The organism is uncultured Aliiroseovarius sp. (assembly GCF_947492455.1).
Classification (GTDB): Bacteria; Pseudomonadota; Alphaproteobacteria; order Rhodobacterales; family Rhodobacteraceae; genus Aliiroseovarius.
The window spans coordinates 446,607-467,834 of record NZ_CANLNB010000003.1 but is presented as its reverse complement, the minus strand read 5'-3'; the positions used below and the strand labels follow the sequence as shown (position 1 = coordinate 467,834).

Here is a 21,228-nt window from a genome sequence, read left to right as displayed (position 1 = left end):
ATCATAGGGAGGAAGAAAAATGGCTAACACATCCATCGGGACGCCAGAGCAGCTGCGCGATCCCAACTATACACCACCACTTGCCAAGGCTGTGCCCTTGGGCATCCAACACGTGCTGGCGATGTTCGTCTCGAACGTCACGCCAGCCATCATCATCTGCGGGGCTGCTGGGTTCGGGTTCGGCTCGAACAGCCCGGACTTTCCACAGATGATCTATATGATCCAGATGTCGATGTTCTTTGCAGGCGTCGCCACCTTGATCCAGACCATCGGTCTGGGCCCGGCAGGCGCACGCCTTCCCATCGTACAGGGTACATCTTTTGCCTTCATCCCAATCATGATCCCGTTGGTTGCGGGCAAAGGGGTTGATGCGATCGCGGTCCTGATGGGCGGGGTCATCGTAGGGGGCTTATTCCACGCATTCCTTGGCCTGTTTATCGGCAGGATCCGCTTTGCCTTGCCGCCTTTGGTGACAGGCCTTGTGGTAACCATGATCGGTCTCGCACTGGTGAAAGTTGGTATTCAGTATGCAGCGGGCGGTGTTCCGGCCATCGGCAAGCCCGAATATGGATCGCTGATCAACTGGACCATGGCGCTGGTTGTGATCTTCGTCACGCTTGGCCTTAAGTTCTATACCCGTGGCATGCTGTCGGTATCCGCGGTTCTGATCGGCCTGATCGTGGGCTACGTCTTTGCCTTCGTCATCGGCGAGGTGAACCTAGGCAATGTTGGCCGCGCAGCGCCCTTCGCGCTTCCGAACCCCTTCCACTTCGGTGTCGAGTTCTCGGTCGCGGCGATTATCGGCTTCTGTCTGATGTCCTTCGTCTCCGCGGTGGAAACCGTTGGCGACGTCTCGGGGATTACCAAAGGTGGTGCCGGACGCGAGGCGACTGACAAAGAGATCCAAGGCGCAACCTATGCTGACGGTCTTGGCACGGCGGTCTCGGGCCTGTTTGGCGCCCTGCCCAACACCTCGTTCAGCCAGAACGTGGGCCTGATTGCCATGACCGGCGTGATGAGCCGCCACGTGGTGACCATCGGTGCGATCTTCCTGATCCTTGCCGGGCTTATCCCCAAGATCGGGGCGATCATCTCGTCGATCCCGATCGAAGTTCTGGGCGGCGGTGTAATCGTGATGTTCGGCATGGTGGCCTCGGCCGGTATTTCGATGCTGTCGGATGTCGACTGGAACCGCCGCAACATGGTGATCTTCGCCATTTCGCTGTCGCTGGGACTTGGCCTTCAGTTGGAGCCGGGCGCCCTGCAGCACCTGCCCTCGACGATCAAGGTTTTGGCCACGTCGGGCATCCTGCCTGCCGCACTGATCGCGATTGTGCTGAACCTGGTGCTTCCCGAGGAACTGTCGAATGAATCGACCGAGGAAGTCTCGGGCGGGTTATCTGGACACGGTCAGGGATCCCTGCCGAAAAGCGACAACGGCTAAGAGCGGCACTTAAGCAAAGTGAAAAGCGGCGTGAGGTTCACGCCGCTTTTTTGTTGGAAGCGCGCGGGGATTACGCCGCAACCGGTTGGGTCAGCTTCTCGGGATCAGCGCTCGTTGGCACAGATTTGGACGCGCTCCCTGCCACATAGACCTGCTCAACTGCGCGATCATCCCCCAACATCTGCAGGATGAACAACTCTTCGGATAGGGTCTCGGCCCGTTGCATCCGCAGGTCCATCGCATGGGTCGAGCGGGCGTTCAAAACCACGATATCAGCATCCGATCCCTCGGCCAGCGATCCGATCTTATCCGACAGTCCCAGCACCTCGGCATTGCCACGGGTGATCCAATCGAACGCCGCAAGCGGGTGCAGTTTCTGGTTTTGAAGTTGCAGGACCTTGTAGCCTTCATTCAGGGTCTGCAGCATTGAATAGCTGGTCCCTGCCCCGATATCCGTGGCGATCCCGTTCTGAATACCGCGCGCGGCAAGGCCTGCATCGTCAAACAAGCCGCTCCCTAAGAACAGGTTCGAGGTCGGGCAGAAGACTGGCTTCGAACCTGTGTCTGCCAGCACATCAATCTCGCGCGGGGTTAGGTGAATGGCGTGCCCCAGCAGGGTCTTTTCACCCAGCAATCCATAGTGCTCATAAACGCCCAGATAGTCTGGCGCATCGGGATACAGTTCAGCCGTGAAGGCGATCTCGTCGTGGTTTTCGCTCAGATGCGTTTGGACAAAACAATCAGGATGCTCGGCCACCAACGCGCCCGCCATTTCCATCTGTTCGGGTGTCGAGGTAATCGCAAAGCGTGGCGTGATTGCGTAGTGCGCGCGGCCTGTGCCATGCCACTTCTCGATCAGCGCCTTCGTGTCATCATAGCCCGTCTGTGGCGTGTCCCGCAGCCCGTCTGGGGCGTTTCGATCCATCATGACCTTGCCGCTGATCATGCACATGTTGCGCTTGGCGGCTTCTGTGAACAGCGCGTCGACCGATCCCGCGTGCACGGATCCAAAGGCAACCGCCGTGGTGGTGCCGTGACCGGTCAGCAGATCACAGAAATGCGCGGCCATCGCAGCGGCATGCGCATCGTCTGCAAAGCGGGTTTCTTCTGGGAAAGTATAGGTGTTCAGCCAATCCAGAAGCTGCGCGCCCCACGAGGCAATCACCTGCACCTGAGGAAAGTGGACATGCATGTCGATAAAGCCGGGCATCAACAGATGCGGGCGGTGGTCGATCACCGTCGCGTCTGGCGCGCAGGCAGACAGCTGATCATAGGGACCGGATGCTTCGATCTTGCCATTCACGATCAGGATCGCGCCATCTTCCAGATAGTTATAGGCCTCGGTGTCGGCCTCATCCAATGGCTTGCGGTTGAAGTCGAGCGTCCGCCCGCGCAGAAGCGTCCGTGGCTGTGTGTTGGTCATTTTGAAATCCGGTTCATTTGCTTTGAGTGAGCGGAAAGCGAAGTGGGCCGACGGATCGCACCGCGGCCCACTCCAAGGTTCAGGGTGTTATTCCGCAGGCGTAGTTGGGGCTTCCTCGACCACGACATTCTCGTTCACCAGCTCGTCTTCCTTGTGGAAAAGCGGATAGATGTAGAGGAACGCAGCCGAGATCAGATAGCCGGCAGAGACGCCGCTAAGTTCCGGCCAATGCAGGCTGGCACCGTGGATGATGCCGAAGGCCGACATGATGGCCGCTGCAAAGGCAAAGCCGCCCGCGTTCTTGAAGTTGCCGTCGATGACGCTGGCCACAATGGCGCCCCAGATCAGACCGGTCAGGATCGCACCTTGCGACAGGGCCAAGTGACCTTCGAAATGGGCGCCTTGCTGCAGAAGGGCAGCGGTCAGCGCCTCGTCCCCTAGCTGCGGCAGGCCAGCGACACCAACGGCGCCAAGTGCCCCGATGAGCGACCCCCATTTGACCATCAGGAACGACGATACGTGCGGCATCATCGCGAAGGTCACGGCGGCCATGTGGTCCGTCTTCACCGAATGGGCCGTGTTGGTGATCAGGCTCAGCGCAACAAACACCAGAACCGGGGCGGCGGCGGCCACGGGGATCAGGTTGTTCAGGAACGCCAACAGGCCAAGGAACGCGGCCAGAGGGATCACGATGCCCACGCCGATGATGTATCCAGCATGCGCCCCCATCCGCTTATATGCCGGGTGGCCGATATAGGCGGTGGTCGGGAAAGGTGAACCGAAAACGGCGCCAACCATCGTGCCGACACCATCGGTGATCTGGCAGGTGGCGACAGGGTAGTGGTCACCTGCAGCCTCGGCGCTTTCCACGTTGTTCATCGTTTCGATGAAGTTGTAGATCTGCACTGGCACCAGAACCAGGAACAGCTCCGGGTTGGCGAACAGGTGTTGGATCCCTGCAATCAGGTCACCGATATAGGGCATGGGCGGATAGAAACCGACGCCATCCGTGCTGATTTTGGCTTCGCCAATGGCAAAGGCCACAATCGTCCCGACGATCAGCGCGAGCAAACCGGCTGGGATGTTAAACGGCAGGCGGAAACGCCCAACCAGTCCCCACAGGATGATGATCATCGAGGCAAAACCGATGAACGGGTTCTCGAACACGGTGGCCAGCGGCACGGTGCCGATGAACACAAGCGCGATGCCGCACAGTGTGCCCAGCATACCCGCACGCGGCGTCACGCGCTTCAGCCACGGACCAATAATCGCGCCCATAGCGGCGACAATGCCCCCCATGAAGCCCGCGCCAATCCCGACCTGCCAGGCCAGAACCGGGTCATTGGTCGACCAATAGATCGGTCCGATGACGCCAAACAGATAGACGAACATCACCGGGGTCGAGATGCCGTAAGGCATCGCCGTCACATCCCGCCCATGCTGAGCCGCCGCGCGTTTGGCAAGGCCTACATAGACCGCAATACCCGCAAGGATCGCGATAGCAGCCCCGGGTACGATGCGGCCATAGACGATGTCCGCTGGCATTTGGAAGACGAACTGACAGATGCCCGCCAAAACCATCAAGTTGATCAGGTTGTCTGTGAACAGCGCCCAGAACGCGCTGAAATCGCTGCGGTGAAACAGCTTGTAAGTGTAACTCCCATCCCTCATGGGGACCTCCTTCAATCAAACCGGGTCGGGGGCGTTCTCCTCGACACACCCCAACCCGCGTTGTTTCACTGCGCCGCGATATGCGAGACAGCGCCCCAGTCAGGGGATTTTGCGGCAGTTTCAGAGGTCAATGCCGTGATCACTTCTGCCGCCACGAGGGCGGCGATCACGGCGGGCCGCTTGTCGCGGCTACCGCCTGCCCCGATGGGGCAGATCAAGGGTGCGACAGACAGGTCGTCGCAATTCTTACGGGTCCAGCTGGCGAATTTCGCGCGCTTTGTGGCGGACCCAATCATTCCTACATAGGCTGCATCGCCGCGTTCAAGCGCGGCCGAGGTCAGCAGAAAATCCAACCCGTGGTCATGGGTCAACACGATGAAGGCGCTGCCTTTCGGCGCGTTCATTACGTCAAACTCGGGCACGACACTCAGTCGCTTTTCGACAGAAGCGTGTGATAGGGCCAACTCGTCTTCGCGTTGGTCTACCAGCACGCAGCGCACCGGAAGGTGCTGGAACAGATCCGCCAGCGCCCGCCCGACATGGCCAGCCCCCAGCACATAGACCGCAGGCTGCGCGGCTTCTTCCATGTGCACAACATTCAAGGCGATATCTTTGTCCGTCACGCTCATCCGCGCGAGCGAAAGTTCAACCCGTCCGCCACAGCATTGGCCGATCTCGGGTCCAAGCGGGACATCTAAATGTTGCGACAGATCGCCATTCGTCAGCAGGTTTCGCGCGGCCTTAATTGCCAGATGCTCTAACTGCCCACCACCGATTGTGCCCCACAAACTGTCTGCCCGGACATACATTTCGGTCCCGGCCGTGCGGGGGGAGGAACCACGCACTTTGGTCAGTCGCACGCTGGCGACCGGGCCGGGACCATTGAGGAACTGTTGAAGGGATTGAGCGGAATACATCAGTTCACCCCTGAGCGCGTAGGCGTTCGACCGCCATCAAGACACGTTCGGGTGTGGCCGGAGCTTCAAGACGTGGGCAGGTGCGATAGTCATTCACCGAGGCGACCGCCATGGACAGCGCCTCCAAAACCGACACGCCCAGCACAAACGGAGGTTCGCCGACCGCTTTCGACCGCTTGATCGTCATCTCGCGGTTCTCGGACCAGTCGACAAGGTTCACGTTGAACTCACGCGGGCGGTCGCTGGCCAGCGGGATTTTGTAGGTCGAGGGCGCATGGGTACGCAGGCGACCGGCGTCGTCCCACCACAGCTCTTCTGTGGTCAGCCAGCCCATGCCCTGAATGAAGGCACCTTCCACCTGCCCCTTGTCCAAGATCGGGTTTAGCGACCGGCCCACATCATGCAAAATGTCCGTCCGCTCGATCCGGTATTCTCCGGTCAGCGTGTCGATGGCGACCTCGGAACACGAAGCGCCATAAGCGTAGTAATAAAACGGCCGCCCGGTGCCCGAGGCACGATCCCAGTGGATTTTCGGCGTCTTATAGAACCCGGCCGCAGACAACTGCACACGCGCCATATAGGCTTCTTTGATGAAGGTATCGAAGGCGATGGTTTCGTCCCCGATGCGCAGATGGTTGGGACGGAACTCGACCGCATCCTCCGAAACGCCACGGCTTTCCACTGCAAAGGCCACCAACCGCGCCTTGATCTGCTCGACCGCGTCCAGCGCTGCCAAACCGTTCAGGTCCGCCCCAGAGGATGCAGCCGTCGCTGAGGTGTTCGGCACCTTCTCGGTCGTGGTTTTGGTGATCTTGATCCGGTCGAAATCGACCTGAAAGGCCTCGGCCACTACTTGGGCGATCTTGGTGTTCAGCCCCTGCCCCATCTCGGTCCCTCCGTGGTTCAGGTGGATCGAGCCATCATTGTAGACATGGACCAGAGCGCCGGCCTGATTGAACCAAGTGGCTGTGAACGAGATGCCGAATTTCACCGGCGTCAATGCGATGCCGCGACGGATCACGCCGCCCTTGGCATTGTGTTCAAGGATTGCATTGCGGCGCGCTTGATAGTCGGCGCTATCTTCCAGTTCGTCCACAATCCTGCCAATGACATTGTCTTCGACCGTCTGATGATAGGGCGTCACATTGCGCCCGTCCGTTTCATCGCCATAGAAGTTGGCCTTGCGGATCTCCAACGGGTCTTTGCCCAGCGCGAATGCGATCTCTTCGATCATCCGTTCAGCGGCCACCGCCCCCTGCGGCCCACCGAACCCACGAAACGCGGTGTTCGAGACCGTGTTGGTCTTTTGCGGGCGCGAGGTCAGGCGCACATTGGGATAATAATAGGCGTTGTCCGCGTGAAACAGCGCACGGTCCGTGACAGGACCCGACAGGTCTGAGGAATAACCACAGCGCGCGGCGAACTGACTTTCCACTACTTGAATACGGCCCGCATCGTCAAAGCCCAGATCATAATCGATCACGAAGTCATGGCGCTTGCCGGTGGCGGTCATGTCCTGATCGCGATCCGGGCGGATCTTGACCGGGCGGTTCAGCTTCTTGGCACCCAGCGCGGCGACCGCACAGAAAAGATTCATCTGGCTTTCCTTGCCGCCGAACCCGCCGCCCATGCGACGCACATTAACCACGACCGCATTGTTCGGAACGCCCAGAACATGAGCCACCATATGCTGGGCTTCGCTTGGGTGCTGGGTGGAACAATGGACGATCACGTCGTCATCTTCGCCGGGGATGGCAAAGGCGATATGTCCTTCCAGATACATGTGATCCTGCCCGCCGACGATCATCTGACCCGTGATACGGTGCGTGGCTTCAGCAAACCCAGCCCCCACATCACCGCGCTCGAGCTTCAGAGGATCAGTGACAAGCGGCATTCCTGCCTGTTCAGCAGCGACCGGGTCCAGCGCATGCGGCAGAACCTCATACTCCACATCTGCGAGCTCGGCGGCCCGACGTGCTGCATCACGTGTTTCGGCAATAACGGCAAACATGGGCTGGCCATGGAATTCCACCTTTTCGGTCGGAAACACCGGTTCGTCATGGCGGCCCGTGGGGCTGACATCATTCACACCCGGCACGTCTTCGGCAGTTAGCACCGTGACCACGCCCGGCGCTTGACGCACACGTGACAGGTCCATCGACAGGATCTTACCGTGGGTCACGGTCGAGACGCCCAGATAGGCATGCAGCGTGCCAATCGGCTCGGCGATGTCATCGGTATAGTCGGCGCGGCCCTGAACCTGCTTGACGGCACTGTCATGTTTCAGGTTCTGATGCGCGGCACCCTTTACGGTCTGAAGATCTTTCATCTTGTCGCCCCCTTACGCAATCGCCAAACGTGCGGGCACGTCATTGGCCGTGTCATGTTCTAGGTGGAAGCGGCGCAGCAGGTTTCCGGCTACAAGCAGTCGGTACTCTGCCGACGCGCGCCAGTCCGTGAGGGGTGTGAAGTCTTGCGCCAGCGCCTTGGCCGCCGCCTCGAAAACTTCTGCGCTCCATGGCTGGCCGACCAGCACAGCCTCGGCCGCGGCCGCACGTTTCGGCGTGGCCGCCATACCGCCAAATGCAATGCGGGCGTTCGTGATGATGCCATCCTCGACCGACACGCTTAGCCCTGCGGCAACGGAAGAGATATCCTCGTCCCGACGCTTCGAAATCTTATAGGCTGCATCAATCTGCGTCGCCGTGGCACGGGGGATGCGGATGCTGGCGACAAACTCACCCTCGTTGCGGTCCTGTTTGCCGTAGTCGATGAAGAAGTCCTCGAGCGGCAGAACGCGCGTGCCCTTGGTGCTTTGCAGCGTCACTTCGGCGCCCAGCGCGATCAGAACCGGCGGGGTGTCCCCGATGGGTGATCCATTGGCAATATTACCCCCGATGGTCCCCATATTGCGCACTTGCCAGCCCGCAATCCGGTCCCAGTATTCCCCCAGATGGGGGAAGGCCTGACGGATCGCAGATTGGCTTTCGCTGTAGGTCACGCCCGCGCCGAGGATCAGCGCGTCGTCGGAGATCTCGATGGATTTCAACTCGTCCAGATGGGTGATGAACACAACCGGAGAGATCGGCCGCATGAACTTCGTTACCCACAGCCCCACATCCGTCGACCCTGCAACGATGGTCGCTTTCGGGTTCTTGGCCAGAATGTCTGCGAAGTCGGCGACATCAAGCGGCAGGAGAGCACGGTCATCTTCCGGGCCAGCCTCGATGCGTGCGGTTTGGGCCAGCTCGGTCAGCTGTGCGGTCACCGTCGCGCGCTCGGTGTTCAGATGGTCATGTGCAGGAGTGCCATATTGGTTGACGGCCAGCGCCGCCTTCACGATGGGCTCATACCCCGTGCAGCGGCACAGGTTCCCTTGAATGGCAGTTTCGACCTCATGGGCTGTTGGCTGCGGGGTCTCCATCCACAGGGCGTAAAGCGACATGACGAAGCCCGGGGTACAGAAACCACATTGACTGCCGTGGAAGTCAACCATCGCTTGCTGCACCGGATGCAGCCGCCCCTTGGGGCCAGCGAGATGTTCGATCGTAACGATGTGACAGCCGTTCAGTGACGCCAGAAAACGGATGCAGGCATTCACTGTCTCATAGTGCAGCACGCCGTTTTGGAGCCGCCCGACCATGACCGTACAAGCCCCGCAATCACCTTCGGCACACCCTTCCTTGGTGCCGGTCAGACGTTCCTCAAGCCGCAGATAGTCCAGAAGCGTCAGCGTAGCATTCACGCTGGAGACGGTCTTTTCCTGTCCGTTCAGAAGAAAGCGAATGGTGCTTTGATACGTCATATGGCCTCCCAAAACCTGTCCCGCGCGGGCGGGTATGAAGGTGAGACTACGGCGAATGACTGCACGGAAAAATGATAGGTTTTGGGAAATACTTTCAACAGATCATTGAAAATTGCTATACTGGGCGCCAGCGGCACTATGGTGCCTTGAGAAAAGTTAGGAACCCCAATGGCCTATATGGAAAGCCTGCGTGTCTTCTGCCGCGTGGTCGAGCTGGGCAGCATCACCTCGGGCGGGCGCGACCTGCGTCTGACGCCAGCTGTGGCCAGCAAACGGATAAAAGAGCTTGAGAAGCATCTGGGGGTCCGGCTGTTCAATCGCACGACTCGGTCGCTGACCCCGACCGAGGTTGGCCAACAGTTCTATTCCGAGGCCCTGCGCATTCTGGAGACGGTGGACGAGGCCGAAAGCGTTGTGGCGCGCTTCTCGGACGCGCCGCGCGGCACGGTGCGGGTGACCGCGCCCATGGCGGCAGGGCGCCGGATCATTGCCCCGTTGGTGCCCGAGTTTGTGGATCGAAATCCGAATATCGACGTGCGGATGCGGATGTCGGATCGCAAGGTCGATATTCTTGCAGACGGTCTGGACGTGGCCTTCTTCGTCGGCACACCACATGACAGCAGCCTGAAGCTGCGCAAAATCGCCGACTGCATGCGGGTGCTCTGCGCGACCCCCGGATATTTAGACCAAGCGGGCACGCCGCAGCATCCCGATGACCTGCTACAGGGTCACAACTGCTTGTTGCTGCGCTATCCCCGCTCTCCCGAGTATTTCTGGACGCTTCACACCGAGGCTGGGTATCGCAAGTTTGAGGTCTCGGGGAAATATGACGCGGATGACAGTGATGTTCTGTTGAACTGGGCGCTGGATGGGCGTGGGATCGTCAACAAGCCGCTTTTTGAAGTGGCAGAGCATCTTCAATCCGGCCAATTGGTGGAAATCTTGCCCGATGCCCGCCCCATGCCGTCGATGTTCGGGTGCCTGTACCCGCATAAGAAGCTGCAGGATCCGAAGATCCGCCTGTTGGTCGACTTCGTGGCGCGCCGCGGATTGGAGATGCTGAAGGCAAACACCGCGCAAGTAACGTAAAACGCCCGCCACTGAGAACCGGGCGGGCGCTGATTGTGATGTGCGTCTGATCAGAAATCGACTTCGATGGCGATACCTTTTTCGATGGCAAGCTCCACGACCGATGCGGCCACCGCTAGGTCCTGCAACCCAACACCCGTACCATCAAACAGCGTGATCTGATCGTCCGAGCTCCGCCCCGGGTTCGTCCCGTTGATCACCGCGCCGATCTGCGCCACGTCGCTGTCCCGGATCAGGCCCTGCCCCACGGCATGCTGCGCTTCACCGATGGTGATGGACTGCGCGACCTCATCTGTGAACACGTCTGCTTTGACCAAAAGCTGCGGATCGACCTCTTGTTTACCCTTGGTGTCCGTGCCCATGCAGGCGACATGCGTGCCGGGGCTGACTTGGCCTGCGCCAAGGATGGCGTCGAACGAGGACGTGATCGAGATGATCACATCAGCCTCGGTCATGCCATCAAGCTCAACCGCCTCGAAGGGCAAGCCAGCCTCACTGGCAACCTTTTCGAGGTTCGGCAGCATCTCGGGATGCAGGTTCCAGCCAATCACCTTTTCAAACGAGCGCTGCTCAAGCGCGGCGCGCAGTTGGAACGTCGCCTGATGACCCGCGCCGATCATACCGATCACCTTCGCATCATCGCGTGCAAGGTGCTTGATCGACACCGAAGACGCAGCCGCGGTGCGGAGGGCGGTCAACAGGTTGCCCCCCACCATTGCCTTGGCCTTGCCGGTGTCCGGATCAAACAGAAACACGGTGGATTGGTGATTGATAAGCCCGCGCTTTTCCAGATTGTGGGGCCAATAGCCGCCCGCCTTTAGCCCCAATGTCAGCCCAACCTGATCAAACCCGCCTTTGAACCCATAAAGCGCATCTTCATGACCAATCGCCTCGCGGATCACCGGGAAGTTATAGGCGTCGCCCGACGCCATCGCTGCGAAAACTTGCTCCACCGCGCTAAAGGCGGCCTCCCGGGTCATCAGGCCCGCAATCTCGCGTTCTGGAACGATATACATGTCTGTGTCCTTTGAAAAAGCAGGTGGAGCGTGACGCTCCACCCAGTTCAGGAGGGTTAGGCCCGTCGCCGGACCAACCTCAGAGGTTCCTTAAAACGCCTTGCCGCGTGCCGAGACCGGCCAGAGGGTTTCGACCTTGCCGTTTCGTACGCCGACATACCAATCATGGACGTTGGCGGTCGGGTCACAGTGGCCCGGCACAAGACGCATCTTGTCGTTGACCTTCAGGGCACCGTTCGGGTCCGAGACCACGCCATGTTCGTCCGAGCATTTGATGTATTCGACATCATCGCGCCCAAAGACCACGGGCAGACCGCTATCAATCGACTGCGCCTTCAGGCCCGCGTCTACGATGGCTTTGTCGGCTTTGGTGTGGCTCATCACCGAGGTCAGGATGAAGAACGCATTCTCCCATTCGCCTTGGTCGATCCGCTTGCCGTCCTTGTCGAGGATACGGCCATAGTCCGCATCCATGAACGCGTAGGACCCGCACTGCAGCTCGTTATACACGCCCGAATTGGACTCGAAGTAATAGGATCCGGTGCCGCCGCCCGAGACCAATTCGCACTCGATACCTTCAGCCTTCAGGCCGTCCACCGCGGCTTTCACCATACCGATGGCGACGTCCAGCTTCTCTTTACGTGCCTCATAGGTATCAAGGTGCTGCATCGCGCCCTGATAGGCCTGAATGCCGGTGAATTTCAGGTTGTCGGCGGCGTTAATCGCCTTAGCAATCTCGATCACATCCGCGGTCGAATTCACACCGCAGCGTCCCGCGCCACAGTCGATCTCGATGAAGATTTCCAGCTGGGTACCGTGCTTCTGCGCGGCTGCCGACAGATCGGCCACATTATCCAGATCGTCGACACAGACGATGATCCGGCTGCCCAGCTTCGGCAGTTGCGCCAGACGGTCAATCTTAAGCGGATCGCGCACTTGGTTCGACACCAGCACGTCTTTGATGCCGCCACGCACGAACACCTCGGCTTCAGACACTTTCTGACAGCAGACGCCCACCGCGCCGCCCAGTTCTTCCTGCAACTTCGCCACATCCACCGATTTGTGCATCTTGCCATGCACCCTGTGGCGCATCCCATGCGCCTTGGCATAGTCGCCCATCTTCTTGATGTTGCGCTCCAACGCGTCCAGATCCAGCACAAGCGCGGGGGTCTGGATGTCAGCCTCGTCCATGCCCGGCAGGGCCGGAACGTCAAAGCCAACGATAAGGTTATCGAAATTGGTCACTGCGTTCATTGTCATTCTCCTTCACAGAGTCCACGGCAGGCGGTCGAGATCGACATTGCCGCCGGTGATAATCAGGCCCACGCGCTTGCCTTTGAACGCGTCGGGATTTTTCAAGATGGTGGCGAGCGGTACGGCGCTGGACGGCTCCATGACCACGCGCAGGTGCTTCCAGATCAGCTTCATCGCGTCGATAATTTCAGGATCCGAGGCGGTGTAGATCTCGCTCACATGGTTTGACACGAAGTGCCAGGTCAGATCTTTCAGCGGCACAAGCAGCCCATCCGCAATGGTTTTGGGTGCGTCATCCGCGATGATGTAGCCTGCCTTGAAGCTGCGATAGGCGTCATCCGCCTGCTCAGGCTCGGCTGCGATCACTTGCGTTTCTGGGGCCAAGGTCGACAGTGTCAGGCAGGTGCCCGAGATCATGCCGCCGCCCCCGATGGGTGCGACAACAGCGTCCAGACCGTCGGTCTGCTCGATGAACTCGCGCGCGCAAGTGCCCTGCCCCGCGATCACGCGGTGATCGTTATAGGGGTGCACGAAATCACCGCCAGTTTCGGCCTGCACACGCGCAAAGGTTTCTTCCCGCGACGAGGTCGACGGCTCACATTCCGTGATCTTGCCCCCATAGCGACGCACCGTGTCTTTCTTGGCCTGCGGTGCAGTGCGCGGCATGACCACGTTGCACGGAATTCCCCGCTTCATCGCGGCATAAGACAGGCACGAGGCATGGTTGCCCGACGAATGTGTGGCCACGCCCTTGGCCGCCTGTTCCTCGTCCAGCCCGAACACCGCGTTCGAGGCACCGCGGACCTTGAAGGCCCCCGGCTCTTGAAAGTTCTCGCACTTGAAGAACAGCTCGGCCCCGGTCAGTTCGTTCAGGTAATCCGAGGTCCGAACCGGCGTGCGGCGGATATGGGGCTGGATGCGCTCATGCGCCTCCAGCATGTCGTCATAGGTCGGGATATACATCGACGTATCCTTCATTCCGCAGCCTCTTGATGGCTCATGGCAGCGCTTCCACGATAGTATTCCTGCGCCGTGGCAACCCCGAGACCCAGCGTGATGTCCAGACCAAGATCGACCATGCACATCTCGGCGGTCGCGATGCCCGACAGGGCCATGACGTCGGTCATGCTGCCCAAGTGACCAATACGGAACACCTTGCCCGCGACCTCGCCCAACCCGACACCGAAGGCGACGCCGTATTTCTCGGCGGCCAAAGTTACGATGTCGGTCGCGTTGAAATGTGCAGGCGTGCGGATGGCGCTGACCGTGTCCGAGTACACGTCCGGAGATGCGGCGCACAGCTCCAGCCCCCACGCACCCACGGCGGCACGCACACCTTCAGCGATGCGGTTGTGACGGGCAAAGACGTTTTCCAGCCCTTCATCCAGAAGCATTTTGCAGGCTTCGTTCAGGCCGTTCATCAGCCCAACTGCGGGCGTGTAGGGATAGGCATTGTTGGCATAGCCCTTCGCCATGTCGTGTACGTCAAAGAAGGTGCGCGGCAGCGTACCTGTCTTGGTCGCGTCCATCGCCTTGGGGCTGAAGCCCACGATGGCCAGACCGGCGGGCAGCATGAACCCTTTCTGGGAACCGGTCACCGCAACATCAACGCCCCAGTCGTCAAATCGGAACTCCATCGACGCGATCGAGCTGACGCCATCAACGAACAGAAGCGCCGGGTGGCCTGCGGCGTCCAGCGCACGGCGCACCGCGGCAATGTCAGACTTCACACCCGTGGCGGTTTCGTTGTGGGTGGCCAGAACCGCTTTGATCTCGTGACCTTTGTCGGCGGTCAGGATTTCTTCATAGCGATCTGCCGGAATGCCTTCGCCCCACGGGGTCTCGACGATGGTCACATCCAGACCGTGGCGCTGGCACATGTCGATCCAGCGATGCGAGAACATACCGTTGCGCGCCGCAAGGATTTTGTCGCCTGCGGACAGCGTATTGGTCAGGGCCGTTTCCCAGCCACCCGTGCCGCTGGAGGGGAAGATGAAGACCTCGGCCGTTTGGCTTTTCAGGATCTTCTTCACGCCTGCGCGCGCCGGATGCAGGATCTGACCGAACAGCGGCGAGCGATGGTCGATCGTCGGCATGTCAGACGCCTTGCGCAGGCTTTCAGGGATGTTGGTCGGGCCCGGAATAAAAACGGGGTTTTGAAAACTCATGGGGTTCTCCTTCGTCATTGAAGCCACAATATCGGGCGTCCATTTCGAGGGATATTTTTTTGAAATCGTTTTTCATTTTCGAAAAGCAGAATATTCATGTTATTTTTCAATCTATTGACTTTTTCATATTGTGAATTTATTTTTCACTTAAAATGCGAGGGTTTTTATGGAATTCCAAAAAGACGGCACATCAACCACCCGCAAGGCCCGCGGACGCCCCCGCGACTGGCATGACAAAACCGCGCAGAACACGATCAAATCACTTGATCGGGCGATGGAGGTTTTCGAGCATCTGAGCGAAGCGCAGGGCAAACCCTTGTCGGTGATTGCCGAGGAAATGGGGCAGTCGCCGGCGACCGTCTATCGGGTTCTGGTAACGCTTGAGACGCGCGGACTTGTGGAGTTCGACACTGTCGAACAGGTCTGGTTCATCGGTGCCCGCGCCTTTGTCATCGGCGCGCGTTTCCTACGGCGCACCAGCCTTGTCGACCGGGCGCGCCCCATTCTACGCAAACTGATGGAAGCCACCGGCGAAACAGCGAACCTTGGCATCGAAAAAGAAGGATCCGTGCTATTCCTGAGCCAGGTCGAGACCCACGCCAATATCCGCGCCTTCTTTCCCCCTGGCACACTGTCGCCAATGCACTCGTCGGGAATTGGCAAGGCGGTATTGGCCTATATGGACGAGGACCGGTTGAACCGAGTGCTCGATGCCGCGACGTTTGAAGCCTTCACCGAGCACACGATCACGACAGCAGAAGAGCTTCGTGCGGACTTAGATCAGATCCGCACGCGTGGATACGCCATCGACAATGAAGAGAAAAACGCCGGGATGCGGTGCATCGCGGCGCCTGTGTTTGACATGAACGGCGAGGTCGTCGCTGGGATTTCGGTCTCCGGCCCCACCAGCCGCGTCGGTCAAAATGAAACCGAACGCCTAAGCCGCGCGGTCATAGACGCGTCACTCCGCCTGACCGAAGCCATCGGCGGGATCGCATTCCAGCCGAATTGACGTCTTAGCGCCCGCCACCAAGCCGCAGCGGCATGTGGCGGTTTACATCTTTGTACAGAAGATACCGGAAACGCCCCGGCCCGCCTGCGTAACATGCCTGCGGGCAGAAGGCGCGCAGCCACATGAAGTCGCCGGCCTCAACCTCGACCCAATCTTGATTCAGGCGATAGGCCGCCTTACCTTCCAGCACATACAGCCCGTGCTCCATCACATGGGTTTCCAGAAATGGGATCACCCCGCCCGGCTCGAACGTCACGATGGTCACGTGCATGTCATGGCGCAGGTCATTTGGGTCGACGAACCGCGTGGTGGCCCATGTACCATCCGTGTCCGGCATCGGTGTGGGCGCAATGTCCTTTTCGTTCAGGATCAACACATCAGGCGCGTCCAGCCCTTCAACACGCTGATAGGCTTTGCGGATCCAGTGAAAGCGCAGAACCTCGTCGCCTTTGTTGTGCAACGTCCAGCGTTCTGAGGGCGGCAGATACGCATAACCGCCCGGCGTCAGCTCGTGAACCTCACCAGCAACCTCCAACGTCGCGGTCCCCTCGACCACGAACAACACAGCTTGCGCCTCAGGATCGTCCTCGGGTCGTTCAGACCCACCACCCGGCTGAACCTCCATGATGTATTGCGAGAACGTCTCGGCAAAACCACTAAGCGGACGCGACAGTACCCACAGCCGCGTGTCAGTCCAGAAAGGCAAAAAGCTGGTCACAATATCCTGCATCACCCCCTTAGGGATCACGGCATACGCATCCGTAAAAACGGCTCGATCGGTCAGAAGCTGGGTCTGAGCGGGAAGTCCCCCGTGCGGTGCGTAATATTGTGTGCTCATGGATGCTCCTAATCAGAGTGCAAGATGCCAGAAATATGCGTGTGATTTCATCATCTCACCACCCTCAATCCGGCAACAACACTTTAGGGAAACATTTGAAAAAGGCGAGAGCGCTTCAAGAAATTCGGTTGAACCCTGCCGCTCTCTTCAGTGGGAACACATTACGCCCCAAGTTTATGACCGAGGCCTCGTCTTGGGGCAGTGCAGACGCAATCGCGATTGATTTTGCCCGATGCGGCAGCCAACTGCACAGAGCGGGCCAACCCCAAACGGGATTGACCCAATGGTATTGGTAAACGGCCTGCCGCAGATCAGTTCAGACGCTTTCCGCTTTCGGGTGCAAAGTAGGACACTTTGCTTAGATCGAACGCCAAGGGCAACGTCTCGCCCGAGCGCGCGTTGGTTTCGGCGTGCAGGCGCGCGGTGACCTGTTTGCCCCCCAGTTGGGACACGACATAGGTGTCGGCGCCAGCCGGTTCGACCATGTCGATCAGGCAATCGGCCTCTTGCACGTCCTCGCCCGCGCGGAAGCCCGCTTCGGCGATGTCTTCGGGGCGCAGGCCCAGAATGACGTCCTCGGGCAGGTCTTTGGCGTGGGTGTCGGTCAGGACCAACGGGGCAGCACCTGCGCGTTCGATCTCGATCTTCGTGCCGGAACCATTGGCCTTGGCGCGCGCTGGGATCAGGTTCATCGCCGGGCTACCCATGAAGTCCGCCACGAAAAGGTTCGCCGGTTTGTTGTAGATCTCAGCCGGGCTGCCGATCTGCTGCACGATCCCGCCTTTCAGGACCACGATCTTGGTCGCCAGGGTCATTGCCTCGATCTGGTCATGGGTCACGTAGACCATGGTGGCATTCAAGTTCTGGTGCAGCTTCTTGATCTCGGACCGCATCTCGACACGCAGCTTGGCGTCGAGGTTCGACAGAGGCTCGTCAAACAAGAAGAGCTTGGGGTCGCGGACCAGTGCCCGACCCATCGCGACACGCTGCCGCTGACCGCCGGAAAGCTGGCCGGGGCGGCGCTGCAGAAGCGGTTCGATCTGTAGCTGCTGCGCCACCTCGTTCAGCTTTTTCTCTTGCGTGGCCTGGTCCACCCCCCGCACTTTCATGCCGAAGGTGATGTTCTTGGCCACCGACATAGTCGGGTAAAGCGCGTAGGACTGGAACACCATCGCGATGTCACGGTCTTTTGGGCTGACCTCGGTCATGTCACGCCCACCGATGTCGATGGTACCAGCGGTGATCGGTTCAAGCCCCGCGATGCAGTTCAAGAGCGTGGACTTGCCGCAGCCCGAGGGACCAACGAGGACCAAGAAATCTCCCGGTTCGATCGCGACGTTGATGTCTTTCAGGATCTCGACGGACCCATAGTTCTTGTAGAGGTTTTTGATATCCAGAATAGGGGTCATATCAGTTATCCTTTCCCTGCCGCTCGCAGCGGCTCGCGGCGTTCGAGATTTGCAAAGTGCCACCGGCACTTTTCATTTTTGTTCCAAAAACCATCTCTCACCCCTTCACAGAGCCCGCGGTCAGTCCGCGGATGAAGTATTTGCCGGCGACGACATAGACGAGGAGTGTGGGAAGCGCGGCGATGATCGCAGCAGCCATATCCACGTTGTATTCCTTCACGCCGGTGGTCGAGTTTACGATGTTGTTCAGCGCCACAGTGACGGGTTGGGTGCCAGCCTGACTGAAGCTGACCCCGAACAGGAAGTCGTTCCATATCTGGGTGAACTGCCAGATGACGGTCACAACGATGATCGGCAGCGAAAGCGGCAGGAAGATCGACCAGAAGATCCGGAAGAAACCCGCGCCATCCACTTTTGCCGCCTTCACCAGTTCTTGCGGAATGGTGACATAGTAGTTGCGGAAAAAGAGCGTGGTGAAGCCAATACCATAGATCACGTGGACGAAGATCAGTCCGGGGATGGTGCCCGCAATGCCCATGATGCCCAGTGTCCGCGCCATCGGCAGCAGCACCACCTGAAAGGGGATGAAGCACCCAAACAGCATCAGCGAGAAGATCAGGTTTGCGCCTTTGAACTTCCACTGGGCGATGACATAGCCATTCAGCGCCCCAAGGATGGTCGAGATCAGGACCGCCGGGATCGCAAGGATCACCGAGTTCCAGAAGTAAGGACGCAGGCCTTCACACTGGATGCCGGTACAGGCGCCGGACCAAGCGGTCCGCCAGGCCTCGAACGTGACTTCCCGGGGGAAGGCCACAAGGCTGCCGGTGCGGATCTCTTCCAGACTTTTCAACGAGGTCGTGACCATCACGAAAAGCGGCATCAGATAGAACAGGGCAAACAAGCCAAGCAAGGTGAACAGAAGCCAGCGCAGGGCGATACGACCCCAATTGCGCGATGGGCTGTGAGCGGTGGTAAGCGCAATATCAGTCATGTTTCGTCCTCAGTTCAGAGTAGAGGTAGGGAACGATGATCGCGAAGACGACGGCCATCATGACCATGGCAGAGCTTGCCGCTTGCCCGATATCGCCGCGCGAGAACGCCATCGCGTACATGTAGGTTGCAGGCAGGTCGGTGGCATAGCCGGGACCGCCTCCGGTCAGTGCGATGACAAGGTCGAAGCTCTTGATCGCAAGGTGGGCCAGCACGATGAAGGCTGACAGGAAAATCGGGGCCATCGAGGGGATGATGATGGCGGAATAGATGCGCCAGTTGGGGATACCATCGACCTGTGCGGCTTTGATGATCTCTCCGTCCACGCTGCGCAGACCAGCCAAGAAAAGTGCCATAACAAAGCCAGACGCTTGCCAGACACCGGCGATCACGACGGCGTAGATGGCCATATCGGGATCAATGACCCAGTCGAAACTGAAGTTTTCAAACCCCCAGTCGCGGACCATCTTCTCGATGCCCAATCCGGGGTTCATGATCCACTTCCACGCGGTACCGGTGACGATCATCGACAGCGCCATGGGGTAAAGATAGATCGTGCGCAACACGCCTTCGGTGCGGATCTTCTGATCCAGCAGGATCGCGATCAGCAGGCCCAACACCATCGAGATGATGATGAACAACGTACCGAAGATGAAAAGGTTCATCATCGCGGTATCAAACCGGGGCGATGCAAACAGGCGCTCATATTGGATAAGCCCCTCGACCTCGTATTTTGGCAGCAGCCGCGAACGGGTCAACGATACCCAAGCAGTCCAAGCGATGAAGCCGTAAACGAAAACGAGGATGGCGATGAAAGAGGGTGCGAGCACCATCTTGGGGATATGACGTTCAAGCCATTCGGTCATTGTAACGTTCCCTGAATAATAGGAGGCCCCGCACCTGTGATCAGGCGCGAGGCCAGGGAGATTTACATGGAGTTGGCGACAGCGTCGGCCAGCATGTTCACAGCATCAGCCGAGGACATGTCCGAGTTGAAGTGCGCGGTCACCACATCGGTGATGGCACCCGACTGCGCGCCACGCAGCGCCATGCCGTGGGCATAGCTGGGCAGCAGCGAACCATTGTCCGAGCTTTCGTTCATGTCTTTGGCAGACAGGTGTGCACAGCTGTCAAAGTCGTCCAGAGCCACGTCAACGCGTGCCGGGATCGACCCTTTGTTCAGGTTGAACACTTTCTGGAAGTTCTGACCAACGATCAGCTTGGACAGAAGGTCCTGACCGGCTTTCTTGTCGTCGCCATCCACGTTGAACATGGCAAAGCTGTCCACGTTGTACAGGAAGCCGTCACCGGGAACCGAAGCGCACAGGAAGTCCTCACCCGGTGCTTTGCCAGCAGCAAGGAACTCGCCTTTGGCCCAGTCGCCCATGATCTGGAAGGCGGCTTCGCCATTCATGACCATAGCCGTGGCAAGGTTCCAGTCACGGCCCGAGAAGTTGTCGTCGACATAGCCACGCATTTTGCGCATCTGGTCAAAGACAGCGACCATGCCGTCAGATTTCAGAGTGTCCATGTCCAGGTCAACAAAGGCTTTCTTGAAGCCGTCAGCGCCAAGGATGCCCAGTGCGACTGCTTCAAACACGGTGGCGTCCTGCCACGCCTGACCGCCATGGGCCAGCGGAGTGATGCCAGCGGCTGCCAGTTTGTCAGCGGCGGCGTTGAACTCGTCCCACGTGGTGGGCATGGCGATGCCGTTGGCTTCCAGAACGTCAGCGTTGGCCCAGATCCAGTCAACACGGTGTACGTTGACGGGGGCTGCACACCATGTGCCTTCACACATCATGTGACCAGCGATCGAGGCAGGCAGTACGTCCGCCCAACCTTCAGCCTCTGCCACCGACGAGATGTCGGCCAGAACGCCTTCTTCATACCATTCCTGAATGGCTGGGCCTTTCAGCTGAACGGCGGTCGGTGCGTTGCCCGACAGAACACGTGCGCGCAGGGCGGTCATGGCTGCATCGCCACCGCCACCGGCAACCGGCATGTCGGTCCAGGTGCCGCCATTGTCTGCAAACTCTTGCTGCAGAACGGCGACGGATTTGGCTTCACCGCCCGATGTCCACCAGTGCAGAACCTCGGCCTGAGGCTCGGCAACTGCGGGCATGGCGCAGGTGAGTGCAATGGCCGAAACGGCCGCGAATACGGATGTCTTCATTAGATTTTTCCTCCCA

At 59.2% G+C, this 21,228-nt stretch carries 17 protein-coding genes; 3 read left to right on the top strand and 14 right to left on the bottom strand.

The window, feature by feature from the left end; translation table 11 throughout:
* Nucleotides 1-19: 19 nt before the first annotated feature.
* A complete protein-coding gene (locus Q0677_RS08950) occupies nucleotides 20-1,444 on the top strand; it encodes a nucleobase:cation symporter-2 family protein (RefSeq protein WP_298908646.1) in 1,425 nt (474 codons plus the stop codon).
* A 70-nt stretch (nucleotides 1,445-1,514) separates the two neighbouring features.
* Here the strand turns inward: Q0677_RS08950 and guaD are convergent, their stop codons facing one another.
* The 5 genes from guaD to xdhA form a co-directional block, all read right to left on the bottom strand.
* Nucleotides 1,515-2,867, bottom strand: a complete 1,353-nt coding sequence (gene guaD, locus Q0677_RS08945; protein WP_298908644.1) for a guanine deaminase — start codon at nucleotides 2,865-2,867, stop codon at nucleotides 1,515-1,517.
* An 87-nt stretch (nucleotides 2,868-2,954) separates the two neighbouring features.
* Nucleotides 2,955-4,538, bottom strand: a complete 1,584-nt coding sequence (locus tag Q0677_RS08940) for a xanthine/uracil/vitamin C permease (RefSeq protein ID WP_298908641.1) — start codon at nucleotides 4,536-4,538, stop codon at nucleotides 2,955-2,957.
* A gap of 65 nt (nucleotides 4,539-4,603) precedes the next feature.
* Nucleotides 4,604-5,455, bottom strand: a complete 852-nt coding sequence (gene xdhC / locus Q0677_RS08935) for a xanthine dehydrogenase accessory protein XdhC (protein WP_298908638.1) — start codon at nucleotides 5,453-5,455, stop codon at nucleotides 4,604-4,606.
* Between the two features lie 4 nt (nucleotides 5,456-5,459).
* Nucleotides 5,460-7,784 (bottom strand): xanthine dehydrogenase molybdopterin binding subunit, encoded by a 2,325-nt coding sequence (xdhB, locus tag Q0677_RS08930; RefSeq protein ID WP_298908635.1) that lies wholly within the window; start codon nucleotides 7,782-7,784, stop codon nucleotides 5,460-5,462.
* A gap of 12 nt (nucleotides 7,785-7,796) precedes the next feature.
* Nucleotides 7,797-9,260 carry a xanthine dehydrogenase small subunit gene (gene xdhA / locus Q0677_RS08925; protein WP_298908632.1) on the bottom strand — a complete coding sequence of 488 codons (1,464 nt, stop codon included), beginning with the start codon at nucleotides 9,258-9,260 and terminating at the stop codon, nucleotides 7,797-7,799.
* Nucleotides 9,261-9,428: 168 nt separating this feature from the next.
* On the opposite strand from xdhA, the gene Q0677_RS08920 reads away from it, so the two are divergent.
* Nucleotides 9,429-10,349: a LysR family transcriptional regulator gene (locus Q0677_RS08920; protein ID WP_298908629.1), complete on the top strand. Its 921-nt coding sequence runs from the start codon at nucleotides 9,429-9,431 to the stop codon at nucleotides 10,347-10,349.
* 50 nt (nucleotides 10,350-10,399) lie between these two features.
* On the opposite strand, the gene bhcD is transcribed toward Q0677_RS08920, so the two are convergent.
* The 4 genes from bhcD to bhcA all read right to left on the bottom strand — a co-directional run bounded on the left by bhcD (nucleotide 10,400) and on the right by bhcA (nucleotide 14,787).
* Complete coding sequence (gene bhcD / locus Q0677_RS08915) at nucleotides 10,400-11,365, bottom strand: iminosuccinate reductase BhcD (protein WP_298908626.1); 966 nt, start codon at nucleotides 11,363-11,365, stop codon at nucleotides 10,400-10,402.
* Nucleotides 11,366-11,455: 90 nt separating this feature from the next.
* Complete coding sequence (gene bhcC / locus Q0677_RS08910; protein ID WP_298908623.1) at nucleotides 11,456-12,619, bottom strand: 3-hydroxy-D-aspartate aldolase BhcC; 1,164 nt, start codon at nucleotides 12,617-12,619, stop codon at nucleotides 11,456-11,458.
* A gap of 12 nt (nucleotides 12,620-12,631) precedes the next feature.
* Nucleotides 12,632-13,597, bottom strand: coding sequence for a beta-hydroxyaspartate dehydratase BhcB (gene bhcB / locus Q0677_RS08905; protein ID WP_298908621.1), 966 nt, complete (start codon nucleotides 13,595-13,597; stop codon nucleotides 12,632-12,634).
* A complete protein-coding gene (gene bhcA / locus Q0677_RS08900) occupies nucleotides 13,594-14,787 on the bottom strand; it encodes an L-aspartate--glyoxylate aminotransferase BhcA (RefSeq protein WP_298908619.1) in 1,194 nt (397 codons plus the stop codon). The genes bhcB and bhcA overlap by 4 nt, the downstream gene beginning before the upstream one ends.
* Nucleotides 14,788-14,953: 166 nt before the next feature.
* Between bhcA and bhcR the strand changes: the two genes are divergently transcribed.
* Entirely contained in the window at nucleotides 14,954-15,799 is an 846-nt protein-coding gene (gene bhcR / locus Q0677_RS08895) for an HTH-type transcriptional regulator BhcR (RefSeq protein WP_298908616.1), read from the top strand.
* A 4-nt stretch (nucleotides 15,800-15,803) separates the two neighbouring features.
* Here the strand turns inward: bhcR and Q0677_RS08890 are convergent, their stop codons facing one another.
* The 5 genes from Q0677_RS08890 to Q0677_RS08870 form a co-directional block, all read right to left on the bottom strand.
* Entirely contained in the window at nucleotides 15,804-16,637 is an 834-nt protein-coding gene (locus tag Q0677_RS08890; protein ID WP_298908613.1) for a bifunctional allantoicase/(S)-ureidoglycine aminohydrolase, read from the bottom strand.
* Between the two features lie 311 nt (nucleotides 16,638-16,948).
* The gene (gene ugpC / locus Q0677_RS08885; RefSeq protein ID WP_298908610.1) at nucleotides 16,949-18,046 is read right to left on the bottom strand and encodes a sn-glycerol-3-phosphate ABC transporter ATP-binding protein UgpC; all 1,098 of its coding nucleotides are present in this window, start codon (nucleotides 18,044-18,046) and stop codon (nucleotides 16,949-16,951) included.
* Between the two features lie 97 nt (nucleotides 18,047-18,143).
* On the bottom strand, nucleotides 18,144-19,040 hold the full coding sequence (locus Q0677_RS08880; protein WP_133489603.1) for a carbohydrate ABC transporter permease: 897 nt from the start codon (nucleotides 19,038-19,040) through the stop codon (nucleotides 18,144-18,146).
* Complete coding sequence (locus Q0677_RS08875; RefSeq protein WP_298908603.1) at nucleotides 19,033-19,905, bottom strand: carbohydrate ABC transporter permease; 873 nt, start codon at nucleotides 19,903-19,905, stop codon at nucleotides 19,033-19,035. Before Q0677_RS08875 ends, Q0677_RS08880 begins: the two co-directional genes overlap by 8 nt.
* A gap of 62 nt (nucleotides 19,906-19,967) precedes the next feature.
* Nucleotides 19,968-21,212, bottom strand: coding sequence for an ABC transporter substrate-binding protein (locus tag Q0677_RS08870; protein ID WP_298908600.1), 1,245 nt, complete (start codon nucleotides 21,210-21,212; stop codon nucleotides 19,968-19,970).
* Nucleotides 21,213-21,228 lie beyond the last annotated feature (16 nt).

Coding starts and splice junctions, on each gene's coding strand:
- Q0677_RS08920 (WP_298908629.1), top strand. CDS start 9,429: ATGGCCTATATGGAAAGCCTGCGTGTCTTCTGCCGCGTGGTCGAGCTG.
- xdhC (WP_298908638.1), bottom strand. CDS start 5,455: ATGTATTCCGCTCAATCCCTTCAACAGTTCCTCAATGGTCCCGGCCCG.
- Q0677_RS08890 (WP_298908613.1), bottom strand. CDS start 16,637: ATGAGCACACAATATTACGCACCGCACGGGGGACTTCCCGCTCAGACC.
- ugpC (WP_298908610.1), bottom strand. CDS start 18,046: ATGACCCCTATTCTGGATATCAAAAACCTCTACAAGAACTATGGGTCC.
- guaD (WP_298908644.1), bottom strand. CDS start 2,867: ATGACCAACACACAGCCACGGACGCTTCTGCGCGGGCGGACGCTCGAC.
- Q0677_RS08940 (WP_298908641.1), bottom strand. CDS start 4,538: ATGAGGGATGGGAGTTACACTTACAAGCTGTTTCACCGCAGCGATTTC.
- Q0677_RS08880 (WP_133489603.1), bottom strand. CDS start 19,040: ATGACTGATATTGCGCTTACCACCGCTCACAGCCCATCGCGCAATTGG.
- Q0677_RS08875 (WP_298908603.1), bottom strand. CDS start 19,905: ATGACCGAATGGCTTGAACGTCATATCCCCAAGATGGTGCTCGCACCC.
- xdhB (WP_298908635.1), bottom strand. CDS start 7,784: ATGAAAGATCTTCAGACCGTAAAGGGTGCCGCGCATCAGAACCTGAAA.
- Q0677_RS08950 (WP_298908646.1), top strand. CDS start 20: ATGGCTAACACATCCATCGGGACGCCAGAGCAGCTGCGCGATCCCAAC.
- bhcC (WP_298908623.1), bottom strand. CDS start 12,619: ATGAACGCAGTGACCAATTTCGATAACCTTATCGTTGGCTTTGACGTT.
- bhcB (WP_298908621.1), bottom strand. CDS start 13,597: ATGAAGGATACGTCGATGTATATCCCGACCTATGACGACATGCTGGAG.
- xdhA (WP_298908632.1), bottom strand. CDS start 9,260: ATGACGTATCAAAGCACCATTCGCTTTCTTCTGAACGGACAGGAAAAG.
- bhcR (WP_298908616.1), top strand. CDS start 14,954: ATGGAATTCCAAAAAGACGGCACATCAACCACCCGCAAGGCCCGCGGA.
- bhcA (WP_298908619.1), bottom strand. CDS start 14,787: ATGAGTTTTCAAAACCCCGTTTTTATTCCGGGCCCGACCAACATCCCT.
- bhcD (WP_298908626.1), bottom strand. CDS start 11,365: ATGTATATCGTTCCAGAACGCGAGATTGCGGGCCTGATGACCCGGGAG.
- Q0677_RS08870 (WP_298908600.1), bottom strand. CDS start 21,212: ATGAAGACATCCGTATTCGCGGCCGTTTCGGCCATTGCACTCACCTGC.